This is a genomic window from endosymbiont of Lamellibrachia barhami (assembly GCF_011947365.2).
Classification (GTDB): Bacteria; Pseudomonadota; Gammaproteobacteria; order Chromatiales; family Chromatiaceae; genus QGON01.
On record NZ_JAAVSH020000001.1, the window covers coordinates 1466246 to 1481064 of the forward strand.

Consider the following 14819-nt stretch of genomic DNA (forward strand, 5'->3'; position numbering starts at 1 on the left):
GCATCGCATACCGCATCAATACATCTGTGCGCGATTCGCTACTTGATGCTGGTACACAATAAACTGGAAGGTCAGGATTATCGTATCGGAGACATTCGGTCACAGATGCAGGATCAGCTGGATTCACTCAGTTTTGCCGGACGGCTATGGCAAATATTTCGCGCCATCATATCCGGTACGCTCAATGAACTACGGAAAACGCTTGGTTGTTCAGTCGATACTATTATGCTGGCAATTGATAACCGCGTTCATGAGTTTTTTATCCAGAGCCTTCAGCTTGATACATTTACTATGCAATTGGAGCATGATTGAGGGGACGGCTGGGACTGATTTTTGCTATTTTGAACTCCGAAACTTGAGTTTTTTAGAGCCTAACGTCGCAAATCACCGGAAGGCAAAAGCGTTGTTTGGTTTGTGTAATAATAGAGCGTAGCGAAATACACAAACCAAACAACGCTTTTGACTGTCCGAGTGAATTTGCATTGTATGGATAATCATAACCGTTTCCGGGTAAAGTGTGACCCGGGCTTTAGCAGCAACTAAAGCCCTCCTATGTAGTAGCTCGTGATTTGCATGGCTCCTCTTTCGAGAGACCGATAACAAGTGTGAGCGCTACATCGGACACCGAGCTATAAACTCGAATAGTCAACCGGGCATTAAGCCCGTATTTGCAAGGCGGAGTCAGCTTATTATGTCTACCTCAAGTAACGAAAACAATATTAATGTCGGTGTTGATACCGGCAAATCCCAATTGGATATCTACTTCGTTCAATTACATGTGCTCCTTGAAGAGGCCTTGAAGCTCAAGAGGATCGGCTATCTGCACGCCGAGGGTTACACCGCCGGTGAGATGAAACATGGCCCTATCGCTTTGGCAGATACCGAGCTCTTCATAATTACCTTAATGACATGAAGCAGTCTTTACGACAAGATCAAAAGCAATGTGGATGAGTTGTCGGCCTGGGACTCGACCATAGTAGCCATCCACTGAGTATTTTAAGTTGGCCGAAGACATAATCAAGATCACCCTATAGTGGAGTTTTTTGAGATGATGGCAGTTGTGCAGTTGCTTGTGATAGAGATTGCCATCCGGCACGGCAGTGATGTGGATATGCCGCGCAATCTGGCCAATAGAAGTATGACAGTGGAGTAGTAGTTGTTGTCAAACGAGCGAAGCCATCCTTGGGAAAGATCTGGAAGTCTATTGGCTTTTCCACAAGGTTGGCAACGTCCGGCTAAAACCGAAGAGTGGGTATATGAGCAATGTCTTGGAGAATTGCCGGAATCCGTCTTTTCCCAACTGGTTTGTTTTCCTTGGGCTACGCTGATTGATCTGCTTAGGTCCAATAGGCAGCCGAAGGCAGGCCCTTATCTTGATGTCTTGGCTTTGGCTCCTCCTCGAACCACTTTAATTCGCGCTACAGTCTGCCAGCATATCTATGCCCTGGATATGCTGGAGTGGTTTCAAAGGTTAAGCATTACCGATCTTTATTGGTCTCATGCAGTCAGGGATGTGAGAGGAGTAGAGGGGGTCCGTGTACATCCCTTTCCGCTCTATCCGGTTCGCTGTTTCGATAACCCTGATGTTGATTCGCATGAGGTCAAGTCATCGTCCGAAAGAAAGTATCTTTACAGTTTCATTGGCGCCTATGATGCCAATCTTTATCTTTCTCCCGTGAGGAAGTGGATTCATAAGCTGCCCGTTCGCTCGGATGCTTTTGTAAGTGGGCGTAACGAATGGCACTACGAAAAGCAGGTTTATCATCAGCAGATTGGTGGATTCAAGATTGCGGATAGGGACCAGAAATCGCATCTTCAGCAAAGCGAAGAATATTCCCGTGTGATGGCCAATTCAGTTTTTTGTCTTTGCCCCTCCGGATCTGGCCCTAACAGTATACGTTTATGGGAGGCCTTGGGTTTTGGTTGCATTCCCGTGATTTTGTCTGATGATCTGCTTCTTCCTGGAAGCCGGAGTGATTGGAATAAGGCCGTAATCCAAGTCAAGGAAACAGAAATCGCTGTCAGTCAGCTGCCAGCGTTGCTGGAGGATCTGGCTAGCCAGCCAGAGCTGTTGAAGAGAATGCAAGAGGCAGGGCATGAACTGTGGAGATTGTATGGTGAACAAGGGCCTGTAACGATATTGAGCGAGTTGACACAATTGGGTGTCGTCAGAGACAGGGTGTTGTCATAGCTGGGGTACAAACCAGAACTCCGTCTGCTGTCAGTTTCGAGGCGCCTGAATATGCTGCCGATGTTGTTGGTATGTGTACACTTCGCCTGCTTGAGGCGATTCGCTTACTGGGGCTTGAGAAGAACGCGTGCTTCTACCAGGCGACCACCTCCGATCTATTTGGGCTTGTACAGTATAAAGGGGGGCGTTACTTAATATCATGGAAGATTCAAAGACTACCGTCGGTGGCAACTGGCCTGGATGCCGACATCCTTACTGCACAAACCACTGCCAGGAGGAGTTAGACTGGCCTTCATACCTTGAAGCTCTTGGTTAGCATCTTTGTCACTATCTTGACAAAGGCACCATATTGACGTACATAATAAGTATCCGTTATCGTTTTTTCCTCAAGGTACATATTATGAACGTTACTGCTGAAAAAAATGAGCGAATCAACTTACGCTTGAAAAAAAGCGCCAAGAGTCTCATTGAGCGCGCAGCAAGCTTCGAGGGTAAGACTGTAAGCAACTTTATTCTGTCCAGTGCCCTGGCGACTGCCGAAAAGACCATTCATGAGCAAGGGTATATCCAGCTCAACGAGTTGGATGCGCAATGTTTTTTTGATGCATTGGCCAAACCAGTCGCGTTCAACAGCAAGCTGACTGAGGCTCTGGCGGAACATGATCGCCGCGTAGTTTCCAAATAAGCGAAGTTCATGACGGATGCTCCCCAAGGACATGGGATGATCACAAACGGCTCTGAAAATGGCCTCATCATCATTGAGCCTTTAAGCAAAAACCACAAACGGAGTGCTTTCGATTGCGGTATAGAATCCCTGGATGACTACCTGAGGTATCGGGCCAGCCAAGACATAAAACGCCACGTCAGCCGCGTGTTTATTGCCTGCGGCCCCCAGGATAAAACAAAGGTGTTGGGCTACTACACGCTCAGCACCCTCTCCATCGACTTGTCGGTTTTGCCTGAAAAAATAGCTAAGAAGTTACCCAGGCATCCTATACCAGCTGCTCTCATCGGCCGTTTGGCGGTAGATACTTCAATGCAGGATAAGGGTATAGGCAAAATGCTCCTTGCCAACGCCATCAAGCGCACCCAGGCGGTAAGCGAAGCCAGCATATAGAATTAGGAAGAAAATCACATGAGATGCACGTTCTACGTATTGCCCATGTGTCGCAAAGCATTTAGTTCACAAGCTTCAGCATATGCACAGATAGAACCAGAAGAATTCTCATGGGTAAGTGGAGAAAATTTACTAACCAGCTACGAATCAAAAAGTGGTGCAGGATTGCTTTTCTGTAGCATATGCGGCTCAACACTTTGTGGTACATATAAAGACAAAGTTAATGGAGAAGGTGATCCAGAAATAGAGATTTGGAATGCATATTTTTGTAGGTTCTAAGGCATCCTGGGAAATCATCCCTGAAGGAGTTCCACAACATGATGAATGGCCACCAAAAAATGCCTAACAAAAAGCTCCAGCGGACAGTTTGTTTGGTAGCCAAATTGAAACCACTCAAAATATTCGTGCCATATCAGAAAGTTGTGGATACGGCTACTTTATCTATGCCACATGGGTATAATATCGCCATTACCCTTTGATGACATTAATATGAGCAACGAGATAAATTACAAGAACAACCCCACGGTGTTGGTTTGAAAAGCTTGTTAATTGAAATGGTAGATCAGTGTGGTTTTGAGATGCTCTTTGCCTATTTAAATATCAATTGCTTTAAGACCAATCCAAGCATTGATTCCAGTGTGAAGTTTCTAAAAAAAACGGATTGGGCGCGTGAAAAAATTGAAGCCTTCTATTTGTATGAGTTTAACAACTTACCTAGGGCATCTTCTGAACAGTTTTTATTACCTCCAAGAGAGCGGATTATTCCAGAAGACCAAACGCCGGGTAATCCTAAGGAGCTGAGTTTTGAAGATGCTGAGCGGTTACGCGAAAATCGTGCAAATAAGTCAGCTGCACGAAAGCCGTGGGTAGGGCAGCACTCGGGAAAGAGTATCGATCCATGGGCTAATCGTAAAAATAAAACCTAAACGATTACGGAACGAATAGATGCCTAGAGAGCTAGATAAATTGTTACTTAAAGTCGAAGAAAATGCCTAACAAAACAAATTCACTCGGACAGTCAAAAGCGTCGTTTGTTTTGTGTATTCCGCTACGCTTCATTTTACACAAATCAAACGCCACTTTTGCCTTCCGGTGATGTGAGACGTTATGTGCACAATAAAATCAAAGATCTGTTTTTGTAATGGTGATAGCGAAAACAGAATTATTTTTTTCACTATAAAGTAGAGAGCACAATATGAGTAAAGGTACAGTAAAGTGGTTTAATGCGGACAAAGGCTTCGGTTTTATTACTCCGGAAGATGGCAGCAAAGATCTGTTTGTTCATCATTCAGAAATTCAAGCCGGTGGCGGATACGCATCACTGAATGAAGGTCAGGCCGTTGAGTTTGAAGTGGGTCAAGGTCAGAAAGGCCCATGTGCAAACAAAGTTAAGGCTTTGTAAGCGATAAGCACATAACAAAAAGCTCATGCTGAAAACCGTGAGTTACGGCCTTGAAAAACAGGCCTCCACTCACGTTTTCAGCATAGCTTGGTGTTAGATTCAAGGAATAAACAAAGAAGCATGGATATACCCCTACCACAAGAATAATAGGGGACGCACCACGTTTTCCCGTTTTACGCGCCACTTCTGGTACTTGATGATCGGGTGTGGTACGAGCTGATCACGGGTAACGTGGTGCGTCCCCTATTGTTTAGTACTTTACGCAAGTGTGATAAAGATGGTGTTCACTGCCGCACAGGCAGCTCAGAAATCGATTTCAGCCTGCATCTGTGCAATGGTGCGGTTCACTGCCGGACAGGCAGCTCAGAAATGACTGAGGTCAAAACTTTTGACCTAATCCAAGTTCACTGCATGATAGGCAACTTAGCTTCATTATTATAGATCTTGTAATAATTGCATTTGCTGCAAGCATCTATCTTGCCTTCAATTAATGCTCGATATTGTATAAAAATATCACTATGGTCATAACATGAAGTACCCTCAATTTCCCAGCATTGTAGGTCATCAATTGTGCGTCTAACACAATCCGCCTCTTCGCAACATAAAAACTCGTAACATTTTTCCATGGCAAATAACCAAAAGTTAAATGAGAAAGTACTTATTCTATACTTAAAATGAAAAATTTTTAATAAAATTGACTGCCAAAATACTTTTTCAGTCTGATCCAGCTAGCGTTTTTGACGCTTTTTATTCGTTTTATTTCCGTGCTGAGTCCGGCCTGTTTTTTGTGGCTTGGCTGATCTGAGGTTGGGACGTTTGCCACTCCTGCCTTTGCTGTTTTCGTCTCTCCCCCCCCTCTTTCGGCTGCCAGCTTGGCACCAGGTGGCGTTTGCCGTTGCCGATCAGGTCTGCCCGTCCCATACTTTTTAGCGCTTCCCGCAGCAGGGGCCAGTTTTTCGGATCGTGATAGCGCAGGAAGGCTTTGTGCAGACGACGCTGTTTCAGGCCTGTGGCGACAGGGAGGTGGGGAGAATTCCGGCGAACCTTCTTCAGTGGATTTCGACCGGTATGATACATGGCAGAGGCAATGGCCAGAGGGGTCGGCAGAAAAGCCTGCACCTGATCCGGCCGAAATCCGTTTTGCTTCAACCAGAGGGCAAGGTTGAGCATATCCTTGTCTGTTGTGCCCGGATGTGCGGCGATAAAGTAGGGGATCAGATACTGCTCCTTGCCCGCCTCGGCAGAGTATTTGTCAAACAGCTTTTTGAATTTGTCATAGCTGCCGATTCCCGGTTTCATCATATGTTCCAGCGGGCCGGATTCAGTGTGTTCCGGGGCGATCTTCAGATACCCGCCGACATGGTGAGTGACCAGTTCCCTGATGTATTCCGGCGAACGTATCGCCAAATCGTAACGCAGGCCGGATGCGATGAACACCCGCTTGATGCCGGGCAGTTTGCGGGCGCGCCGGTAGAGTTTGAGCAGTGGTCGGTGGTCGGTGCCCATGTTTGGACAGATGTCCGGGTAGACACAGGAGAGGCGCCGGCAGGCAGCTTCGATCTTTTCGTCCCTGCAACTGAGTCGGTACATGTTGGCGGTGGGGCCGCCCAAGTCGGAGATGTTGCCGGTAAAACCGGGAACCTGGTCACGAATCGTCTCCACCTCGCGGATGATGGAGTCCTCCGAGCGGCTCTGGATGATGCGTCCTTCGTGCTCGGTGATTGAGCAGAAGGTGCAGCCGCCGAAACAGCCGCGCATGATGTTGATGGAGAAACGGATCATTTCCCAGGCGGGGTTCTTCGCCACCCCATAGGCAGGGTGGGGTTTGCGGGTGTAGGGCAGTTCGTAGATCCTGTCGAGTTCTGTGGTGGTCAGCGGGATCGGCGGCGGATTGAGCCAGACATCCCGTTTGCCGTGCCGTTGCACCAGCGCGCGGGCGTTACCGGGGTTGGTCTCCAGGTGGAATACACGGGAGGCGTGGGCGTAGATTACCTCATCCTCCACCACTTGATCGTAGGAGGGGAGCCGCACCAGGGTCTTCTCCCGATCGAGCTTGCGGGGACGATTATGGGGTATGACTACCTGAGGCTGTGGGCAGTCAGGTGCCGCCTGATAAGGGTCGGGATGGAAGGCTTTGGGACCGGGTGTGTCGAGTTCAGTCGAGTCGATGACTGTCCGGTCAGCCGGAATCTGTTGTGACATGAATCCGGTGCCGCGAATATCTGTGATCTCGCTGATCTTCTCTCCCGCTGCCAGCCGGTGCGCCACCTCCACCAGCGCCCGTTCCGCGTTGCCGTAGATCAGCAGGTCGGCCTTGGAGTCGGGCAGAATGGAGCGGCGTACCTTGTCCGACCAGTAGTCATAGTGGGCGATGCGGCGCAGGCTGGCCTCGATGCCGCCGATGATGATCGGCACGCCCTTGAGCGCCTCACGGGCGCGCTGGGCGTAGACGATGACGGAACGGTCCGGGCGCTTGCCGCCCTCGCCATCCGGCGTGTAGGCGTCGTCGCTGCGGATGCGCCGGTCTGAGGTGTAGCGGTTGACCATCGAATCCATATTTCCGGCAGTGATGCCGAAAAAGAGGTTGGGCCGCCCCAATTGCAGGAAGTCTTCGCTGTTGCGCCAATCCGGTTGGGAGATGATGCCGACACGAAAACCCTGGGCCTCCAGCAGTCTGCCCACCAGCGCCATGCCGAAACTGGGATGATCCACATAGGCATCGCCAGTGACGATGATAATGTCGCAACTGTCCCAGCCCAGGTCGTCCATCTCCTCCCGGGACATGGGCAGTACGGGTGCAGTGCCGAAACGTTTGGCCCAATGGGGGCGGTAGGAAAATATGTCAGGTGCGGTTTGCATGAGCCGATAATGATTGCCACAGAGGAATTAAGTTAACGTAACCAACCCTGGCCCCAGAATCGAGGATTGAAAGTTGCATGGGTCTCGAAACGCTCACAGGCTGTTTAGCCATTCCACCCCTAGTTCCGGCAGAGAAAAAACCTCAGGGAATTTTAAGTTAGCGTAACCAACCCTGGCCCCAGAATCGAGGATTGAAAGTTGCATGGCCCTCGAAACGCTCGTGGCTGTTTAGCCACTCTACCCCTAGTTCCGGCAGAGAAAAAACCTCAGGGAATATGCCCTGCGCCACGCCTGCGATGGAGAGCAATATAACAAACAAAAATAACCACTTCGCGGTGTGTCCGGCTGAACTGTCTGGTGTGATCTGCAGGGGTTGCACTATGCCGTACATCCAACCGATAACCAGACACATCATTATCTGGCTTAATGGCGTGGTTAATACACCGCTGATCTGTGAGTGAAATGTAGCAGCAAGCAGTGCTGCAGTCAGCGAAAGGTGGACCGGGTTTGCCGTGGTTCGCTTTACCCAGATGGTGAAGTTGGAAATGGCCAGGAGAGAGACCATCAGTAGTACTGGAAGTCCCCATTCAGAGGCGATTTGCAGCATGCTGTTATGAGGGTGTGCAGCATAAGGGTTACGAAAATATGCGTAGTGCAAGGGACCCGTACCCAGAAGTGGATTGTCTTTAATGAGCTGGAGCGCCTGTTCCCACAATGCCATCCGGCTGACGAGACTCTGGGCAATAGCGGCAAAATTGTCGTAGCGGAGCTCCGGTACAAAGACAGTGAAGTAGATAAAGAGTCCGGCCAGCAGGGCGTAAAATTGTATGAGCAGCCAGTCCCGGCTTCTGCCACGAAAAATAATCGCGACCACTATCCATCCAATAAGCAGCCCCAGAAGACTTCCTTTAGACCCATTGGCAATGGCAATAGCCCACCAGGTTCCGGCGATCAATAGCGTGGATAAAAAGATCAGTTTACGCCTGGTTGGTGTGCTTTCCTGAGCAAGGAATATTGGCAGCGTGATCAGAGGAAGCGTCCAGGTTAGGAACTGGCAAAGAAAGCGGCTGTTTACGAAAATCGGGTGAAAATAGAAAATCCTGTCCTGAACAGCATGATCAATAAATGATTTTATAAATGCACCTTCATAGATGATTACCGCGAGCACAATGATGAGAACCAGTATCTTGTCGTAAGCGTTGCCGTAATGGTGCCGCTGGGTTGCAATAAACAGCGTAAAGAAGAAAAGAAGGGCAACATAGCTGAGGGAGAGAAAAGCATCTTGGGGGATGGGTGCAGCGATGGAAGAGATTGAGCCGAAAATGATAATGCCGCTGATCAGCAGTTTCGTTTGATGGGTTAGTCGGGAGAAAAGGGTAAGCCATGACTGGCGTTCTTTTTGGGAAATGAGCAGTATCAGACAGATACCAAATAGTAATGCTGTTTCCAGTATGCGTTTGGTGTCATAGGGGTTGTCTTCCGACAGGAGAAACCTGGAGAGCCGGCCATTTAGCGCAAACGCAAAAAAAATAGCCAATGGAGCCGAGATAATCTCAGCGCTGGAACTGCGTATTTTTGTCATTGTGGAACCATTTTTCTGCATGGATTTTTATATCATAGTTATTCTTTCGGCAGGATTAAGGTTTCTCTTAATTGAATTACATTTGCAATCCGTTGGGAAGCGTATTAGCTTGCATGTGGGAGTCGGCCGGACAGTCGCTGTTTTACTTTTGTGAAGCGGAGGAAAGTCCGGGCTCCATAGGGCAGGGTGCCAGGTAACGCCTGGGAGGCGAAAGCCTACGGAAAGTGCCGCAGAAAATATACCGCCTAAGTCTCTTCGGAGGCCGGTAAGGGTGAAATGGTGACGGTAAGAGCGCACCGCGCTGTCGGTAACGATAGTGGCAAGGTAAACCCCACCCGGAGCAAGACCAAATAGGGGAACATTGGTGCGGCCCGCACTGTTCCCGGGTAGGTTGCTTGAGGTGTGTGGCGACGCACATCCCAGATGAATGACTGTTCTCGACAGAACCCGGCTTACAGGCCGGCTCCCACTTTTCCCCCTCTCTTTCCGTTGGTCCGGATTTTCTCCGATTTTCTTGATACTCCACTTTAGGTTTGAGCTTTAATCTGCTGTATTTTCAGTGGAAATCTACTGCTTATTCCTGTGTAACTTCCTCTTGTAACCCCCTGAACACAAAAGACTTTTACCCTAATTAACCTTGACAGATCCAGGTATCGGCTCCTAAGATGGATGGAAAGTGGGATAAAGTGGGTAAAAAGGGAAAATTTTACCCAAGGGGGGAGTTTTTTGTTTCGTGGTGTCTCCAAGCTCAATCTGGATGCTAAAGGCCGTATGGCGATACCGACCAGGTATCGCGACGGGCTGGTGGAGACCTGTGCCTCTCAATTAGTGATTACTGGGGATAAAGATCGTTGTCTGTTGATCTATCCTAAACCAGCTTGGTTGGTGATTGAAGAGAAACTCAAAAAGCTTTCCGCCTTAAGCAGATCAGCCCGGAACCTACAGCGACTCTATATCGGCTACGCCCATGAAACTGATATGGATGGCCAGGGGCGTATTCTCCTGCCGACAGAACTCAGAGAGTTCGCCAGTCTCGACAAAAAGGTGGCGTTGGTGGGACAGGGGGACAAATTCGAGCTCTGGGATGACGCGGTCTGGAGTCGGCAGCTTGATGACTGGCTCAATAAGATCGATGAGGAAGGGCTGGAACTGACTGAAGAGCTGGAATCGCTCTCGCTCTGATGATGGAAGAACCGAGAGCACACCGGCCGGTACTTCTGGACGAGTCGGTGGCAGCACTGGCTATTCGTCCGGATGGCGTCTATATCGACGGTACCTTCGGGCGTGGCGGACACAGTCACTTGATCCTGGAAGGTTTGGGTGAAGCCGGCCGTTTGATCGGTATCGACAAGGATCCTGAGGCCGTTATCCATGCCCAGGAGGCATTTGGCGGAGATGGCCGGTTTGTTATTGAGAGGGGTAGCTTCGCTATGTTGGCGACGATTGCAGCACAGCACGGGGTGGCGGGAAAGGTCGATGGAATTCTGTTGGATCTGGGGGTCTCCTCACCGCAGTTGGATCAGGCGGAGCGGGGCTTCAGTTTTCTGCAGGAGGGTCCACTCGATATGCGCATGGATCCAGAGACGGGGTTCAGCGCTGCCGACTGGCTGATGGGTGCGGAGGCGAAGGAGATTGCGGATGTGCTTAAAACCTTTGGCGAAGAGCGTCATGCGCGGCGTATCGCCCGTGCGATTGTGGCAGCCCGTCAGGAGCAGCCGATCAGGACCACACGCCAGTTGTCCGAGATCGTCAGTGCGGCCAATCCCGCCTGGGAGAAGGGTAAACATCCGGCCACCCGCAGTTTTCAGGGCATCCGGATCTTTATCAACCGGGAGCTTGAGGATCTGGAGCGTTTTCTGGACCAGGTGCTGGACGTGTTGGCCCCGGGCGGTCGGTTGGCAGTGATCAGTTTTCACTCCCTTGAGGACAGAATGATAAAGCGTTTCATGCGCGATCAGGCGAAGGGTGATCGTTTTCCGCCGGGTGTGCCTGTGACCCAGGCTCAGTTGAATCCAAAGTTACGGCTGCTGGGCAAGGCCATCCGGGCCGGCAAGGCAGAGATAGAGGAAAACCCCCGGTCCCGCAGTGCGGTGCTGCGGGTGGCGGAGCGGCTCTCATGAGCTACTTCAAATTCCTTCCGCTGGCTGGATTGATGTTGGCGGTAGTGCTTTCCGGCGTCAGTGTTGTCTATGCCAAGTATTTGAGCCGCAAGGCATTTGTGGAACTGCAGGTGCTGCATGCCGAGAGGCGGCAGATCGATGTCGAGTGGGGACGCCTGCAGTTGGAGGAGAGCACGCTGGCGACCCATGCAAAAGTTGAAAAGGCTGCGGATCGGGAGTTGAAAATGCACCGGCCGCGATGGGGTGATGTTGTGGTGATCAGGCGCTGAAGATGGTGGGATCGAAGAAAAAGCGGGGACATGCTGAGAAGATCAAGGTGCCGAGCTACAAAGCTCGCCGCCTTTTTCTGCTTGCTGTGCTGGCTTTTGCCTTCGGTTCTTTGATCTGGCGTTCGGTTGAGCGGCAGGTATTCGAGACGGCCTTCCTGCAGCAGCAGGGGGAGAAGCGTTATCTGAAACCGATGAAGGTGCGGGCGAGCCGCGGCATGATAACCGACCGGAATGGCGAACCGCTGGCGATCAGTACCCCAGTGAAAAGCATTTTCGCTAACCCTCGCAAACTCAAGGCCGACGGTAAAACCATTGGTGCGATTGCTTCTATCCTGGATCTGAATCCTGACAGGGTACGGCGTCTGCTGGCCAGTGACCGGAGGTTTGTCTATCTCAAACGGCGCGTCAATCCGGATGTGGCACAGCGGGTAAAGGCGTTGGATCTGGAAGGGATTGGCCTGGAGTCGGAGCACCGGCGCTTCTATCCCAGTGGCGAGGTGATGGCCCATATGGTCGGGCTGACGGGCATTGACGATCAGGGACTGGAGGGGATGGAGCTGGCCTACAATGAGTGGCTTTCCGGAGTGAATGGCGCCAAGCGGGTCATCATGGATGGTCGCCGCCGGGTGATCAAAGAGGTGGAGAATATCCAGTCCCCACGTCCGGGTAATGATCTGGTATTGAGTCTCGATCGGCGCCTGCAGTTTCTCGCTTATCGGGAACTCAAGAAGGCGGTGATGGCCCACAGAGCGGTTTCCGGCTCAGCCGTAATTCTGGATGCCAAGAGTGGTGAGGTGCTGGCAATGGTCAATCGTCCCGCCTATAACCCGAACGGCCGCCGCAGCAACCACCGGGGTAGCTTCCGCAATCGCGCAGTGACCGATGTGTTTGAGCCGGGATCCACGGTAAAGCCCTTTGTGGTGGCCGCTGCATTGGAGCAGGGACGTTTCAAGCCGGACACGCCGATCGATGTGAGGCCCGGACTGCTGCGCGTTGGACGTCATCTGGTCAAGGATTCGCACAACTACGGCCGCATCGACGTGGCAACCGTGTTGAGTAAATCGAGCAATGTGGGCGCCAGCAAGATAGCGCTTGCACTTAAGCCGGAGATCCTTTGGAAGCTCTACTCCCAGTTTGGCTTCGGTCGTTCGGCCGAAAGCATGTTTCCCGGTGAATCATCAGGCCGTCTGCCGCATTTTTCGGATTGGAGCCAGTTTGAACAGGCCACCCTCTCCTTCGGCTATGGACTTTCGGTGACCCCGCTACAGCTTGCCCGCGCCTACGCCGTATTGGCCAACGATGGGGTGAGACTGCCGGTCTCCCTGTTGAAGGTGAGTGAGCTGCCCAAGGGTGAACGTGTGGTACGTCGCTCCACCGCGCGATCAGTGGTTCACATGTTGGAAGCGGTGGTGGCCAAAGGCGGTACCGCACCGTTGGCGGCAATCCCCGGCTACCGCGTGGCGGGCAAGACCGGCACCGCCAAGAAGTCGGTTGCCGGAGGGTATGCGGAAGACAAATATCTCTCCCTGTTTGTCGGCATGGCGCCTGCGAGTGATCCACGTCTGGTGATGGCGGTGATGATTAATGAACCAAGGGGTAAGGATTACTATGGCGGCAAGGTGGCAGCACCGATATTTTCCAAGGTGATGAGCGGTGCATTGCGGCTGCTCAATATCCCACCCGATGCACCGTTGGTGGTGACGCCGTTGCTGGCGGGTTCAGGGGAAAGGCGCTGATGACCGCACATGTGAACGCACAGGGCATACTACTCTCCGAGTTGCTTGGCGGGTTTGTGAGCGTGACCCCGAAAGAGGACCGGGTGGTCACAAATATCAGCCTGGACAGTCGCTTTATAGAGGAAGGCGGACTCTTTCTTGCCTGTGTGGGGGGGAGTGTCCATGGGCTCGATTTTGTCGATCAGGCGATAGGGCAGGGTGCAGCCGCCATCGTTTGGGAACCGGACGGCGTGGTGAACGAGCGCAAAGCGGAGAGACTGGCGGCAGAGGTGGATATTCCACTTTTGCGGGTTGAGAACCTGGCGCGTCAGGCAAGCCTGTTGGCAGCACGCTTTTATGGCTATCCCAGCCGCTCCATGACGGTGATTGGGATTACCGGCACCAATGGCAAGACCAGTGTCAGTCATCTGCTGGCGCAGGCGCTGGAACCGGAGACACCCACCGGCATCATCGGCACCTTGGGGGCGGGTTTTATCGGTGCGTTGATTGATACCGGTTTTACCACCCCTGATGCGGTGACGCTGCAGTCACTGCTGGCGCAGCTGAAAACCGAAGGGGCAAAAGCGCTGGTGATGGAGGTCTCCTCCCACGCGCTGGCTCAGGACCGGGCAGCCGCGATCCATTTTGATATTGCCGTATTCACCAACATCAGCCGGGACCACTTCGATTTCCACGGCACCATGTCGAACTACTTTGCCGCCAAGCAGCGGCTGTTTCACATGTCTGACCTGTGCTGCGCGGTGATCAATCTCGATGACCCCTTCGGTCCTGAACTGCTCGATTCCCTGGCAGCTGATGTAGATGCGGTGGTCTATTCGGTGAGTCCGGAGGCCTGTCCACCGGATGGTATCAGTGGCTGGATCAGGGCGGAGGTCATCCTGCCCGCTGCCGACGGCATGGAGATCCACTTCTCCAGTCAGTGGGGCAGAGGCGTGTTGCATACCTCCCTGATGGGCCGGTTCAATGCCAGTAATCTGCTCGCCGCTCTCTCGGTCTTGCTCTACAAAGGCTGGGCGCTGGAGCAGGCTTTGGCAAAACTCTCAACGGCTACAACAGTAGAGGGACGCCTTGAGCGCTTCGGCAATGATGAGCGTCCCTGTGTGGTGGTGGATTTTGCCCATACGCCGGATGCCCTGGAAAATGTTCTGCTTGCGGTGCGCAGCCACTGCGCCAGTCGCATGACTATCGTTTTTGGCTGTGGTGGGGATCGGGATAGAGGCAAGCGGCCGCAGATGGGGCGTATTGCCGAGCAGTATGCGGATAACATTATTGTTACCGACGATAACCCCAGGAGTGAGGAGAGTCGCGCCATCATCGATCAGATACTGGCTGGGATGGAGCATCCCGAGCAGGCCAGGGTCGAGGCTAATCGGGCAGAGGCGATCCGTCTGGCGGTGCTCAGCGCCGGGGCGGAGGATCTGGTGCTGGTGGCCGGAAAGGGTCACGAGACCTATCAGCAGATAGGAGATCGGAAGCTGCCGTTCAGTGACCGGGAGCAGGTTATCCAGGCGCTGGACGATTGGCGGGATGGGGGTAACTGACG

At 51.9% G+C, this 14819-nt stretch carries 15 protein-coding genes, 1 other RNA gene and 1 pseudogene; 15 read left to right on the top strand and 2 right to left on the bottom strand.

From position 1 onward, the window contains the following. From G9Q73_RS06605 to G9Q73_RS06645, 9 genes and pseudogenes are all read left to right on the top strand, one after another. Positions 1 to 312 (top strand): hypothetical protein (locus tag G9Q73_RS06605; RefSeq protein WP_304956565.1); only part of this gene is annotated, 312 nt, incomplete at its 5' end. Positions 313 to 691: 379 nt separating this feature from the next. Continuing rightward, positions 692 to 913: an SIS domain-containing protein gene (locus G9Q73_RS20160; protein WP_177419091.1), complete on the top strand. Its 222-nt coding sequence runs from the start codon at positions 692 to 694 to the stop codon at positions 911 to 913. Between the two features lie 243 nt (positions 914 to 1156). Next, complete coding sequence (locus G9Q73_RS06615; RefSeq protein WP_177419092.1) at positions 1157 to 2191, top strand: exostosin domain-containing protein; 1035 nt, start codon at positions 1157 to 1159, stop codon at positions 2189 to 2191. A 26-nt stretch (positions 2192 to 2217) separates the two neighbouring features. After that, positions 2218 to 2364 (top strand): annotated as a pseudogene (locus G9Q73_RS20685) (GDP-mannose 4,6-dehydratase); the annotation flags it as partial. A 227-nt stretch (positions 2365 to 2591) separates the two neighbouring features. Next, complete coding sequence (locus G9Q73_RS06625; RefSeq protein WP_177419093.1) at positions 2592 to 2876, top strand: type II toxin-antitoxin system TacA family antitoxin; 285 nt, start codon at positions 2592 to 2594, stop codon at positions 2874 to 2876. A gap of 36 nt (positions 2877 to 2912) precedes the next feature. Beyond that, a complete protein-coding gene (locus G9Q73_RS06630) occupies positions 2913 to 3308 on the top strand; it encodes a GNAT family N-acetyltransferase (protein WP_177419094.1) in 396 nt (131 codons plus the stop codon). A 45-nt stretch (positions 3309 to 3353) separates the two neighbouring features. Next, complete coding sequence (locus tag G9Q73_RS20690) at positions 3354 to 3587, top strand: GFA family protein (RefSeq protein ID WP_246345081.1); 234 nt, start codon at positions 3354 to 3356, stop codon at positions 3585 to 3587. Between the two features lie 254 nt (positions 3588 to 3841). Continuing rightward, positions 3842 to 4234 carry a VF530 family DNA-binding protein gene (locus tag G9Q73_RS06640; RefSeq protein ID WP_304956566.1) on the top strand — a complete coding sequence of 131 codons (393 nt, stop codon included), beginning with the start codon at positions 3842 to 3844 and terminating at the stop codon, positions 4232 to 4234. A 269-nt stretch (positions 4235 to 4503) separates the two neighbouring features. Beyond that, positions 4504 to 4710 carry a cold-shock protein gene (locus G9Q73_RS06645; protein WP_177419095.1) on the top strand — a complete coding sequence of 69 codons (207 nt, stop codon included), beginning with the start codon at positions 4504 to 4506 and terminating at the stop codon, positions 4708 to 4710. Positions 4711 to 5466: 756 nt separating this feature from the next. Here G9Q73_RS06645 and G9Q73_RS06650 read toward each other — a convergent pair. Beyond that, complete coding sequence (locus tag G9Q73_RS06650) at positions 5467 to 7569, bottom strand: YgiQ family radical SAM protein (RefSeq protein WP_177419096.1); 2103 nt, start codon at positions 7567 to 7569, stop codon at positions 5467 to 5469. A gap of 157 nt (positions 7570 to 7726) precedes the next feature. After that, positions 7727 to 9172 (bottom strand): O-antigen ligase family protein, encoded by a 1446-nt coding sequence (locus tag G9Q73_RS06655; RefSeq protein ID WP_177419097.1) that lies wholly within the window; start codon positions 9170 to 9172, stop codon positions 7727 to 7729. Between the two features lie 97 nt (positions 9173 to 9269). On the opposite strand from G9Q73_RS06655, the gene rnpB reads away from it, so the two are divergent. The 6 genes from rnpB (at position 9270) to G9Q73_RS06685 (ending at position 14817) form a co-directional block, all read left to right on the top strand. Beyond that, positions 9270 to 9622, top strand: an RNA gene (rnpB, locus tag G9Q73_RS06660) — RNase P RNA component class A. Positions 9623 to 9877: 255 nt separating this feature from the next. Then, positions 9878 to 10333 carry a division/cell wall cluster transcriptional repressor MraZ gene (gene mraZ, locus G9Q73_RS06665; RefSeq protein ID WP_177419098.1) on the top strand — a complete coding sequence of 152 codons (456 nt, stop codon included), beginning with the start codon at positions 9878 to 9880 and terminating at the stop codon, positions 10331 to 10333. Then, complete coding sequence (gene rsmH, locus G9Q73_RS06670; protein ID WP_177419099.1) at positions 10333 to 11271, top strand: 16S rRNA (cytosine(1402)-N(4))-methyltransferase RsmH; 939 nt, start codon at positions 10333 to 10335, stop codon at positions 11269 to 11271. The genes mraZ and rsmH overlap by 1 nt, the downstream gene beginning before the upstream one ends. Next, positions 11268 to 11540 carry a cell division protein FtsL gene (ftsL, locus tag G9Q73_RS06675; protein WP_177419100.1) on the top strand — a complete coding sequence of 91 codons (273 nt, stop codon included), beginning with the start codon at positions 11268 to 11270 and terminating at the stop codon, positions 11538 to 11540. Before rsmH ends, ftsL begins: the two co-directional genes overlap by 4 nt. A 2-nt stretch (positions 11541 to 11542) precedes the next feature. Beyond that, positions 11543 to 13276: a peptidoglycan D,D-transpeptidase FtsI family protein gene (locus G9Q73_RS06680; protein WP_177419101.1), complete on the top strand. Its 1734-nt coding sequence runs from the start codon at positions 11543 to 11545 to the stop codon at positions 13274 to 13276. Next, positions 13276 to 14817 (top strand): UDP-N-acetylmuramoyl-L-alanyl-D-glutamate--2,6-diaminopimelate ligase, encoded by a 1542-nt coding sequence (locus G9Q73_RS06685; RefSeq protein WP_177419102.1) that lies wholly within the window; start codon positions 13276 to 13278, stop codon positions 14815 to 14817. The genes G9Q73_RS06680 and G9Q73_RS06685 overlap by 1 nt, the downstream gene beginning before the upstream one ends. Positions 14818 to 14819: the final 2 nt, after the last annotated feature.

Bases quoted from the DNA above. Each gene is read 5' to 3' on its own strand.
- G9Q73_RS20160 (WP_177419091.1), top strand. From the start codon at position 692: ATGTCTACCTCAAGTAACGAAAACAATATTAATGTCGGTGTTGATACC.
- G9Q73_RS06625 (WP_177419093.1), top strand. From the start codon at position 2,592: ATGAACGTTACTGCTGAAAAAAATGAGCGAATCAACTTACGCTTGAAA.
- G9Q73_RS06630 (WP_177419094.1), top strand. From the start codon at position 2,913: ATGATCACAAACGGCTCTGAAAATGGCCTCATCATCATTGAGCCTTTA.
- G9Q73_RS20690 (WP_246345081.1), top strand. From the start codon at position 3,354: ATGTGTCGCAAAGCATTTAGTTCACAAGCTTCAGCATATGCACAGATA.
- G9Q73_RS06645 (WP_177419095.1), top strand. From the start codon at position 4,504: ATGAGTAAAGGTACAGTAAAGTGGTTTAATGCGGACAAAGGCTTCGGT.
- G9Q73_RS06650 (WP_177419096.1), bottom strand. From the start codon at position 7,569: ATGCAAACCGCACCTGACATATTTTCCTACCGCCCCCATTGGGCCAAA.
- G9Q73_RS06655 (WP_177419097.1), bottom strand. From the start codon at position 9,172: ATGCAGAAAAATGGTTCCACAATGACAAAAATACGCAGTTCCAGCGCT.
- rsmH (WP_177419099.1), top strand. From the start codon at position 10,333: ATGATGGAAGAACCGAGAGCACACCGGCCGGTACTTCTGGACGAGTCG.
- ftsL (WP_177419100.1), top strand. From the start codon at position 11,268: ATGAGCTACTTCAAATTCCTTCCGCTGGCTGGATTGATGTTGGCGGTA.
- G9Q73_RS06680 (WP_177419101.1), top strand. From the start codon at position 11,543: ATGGTGGGATCGAAGAAAAAGCGGGGACATGCTGAGAAGATCAAGGTG.
- G9Q73_RS06685 (WP_177419102.1), top strand. From the start codon at position 13,276: ATGACCGCACATGTGAACGCACAGGGCATACTACTCTCCGAGTTGCTT.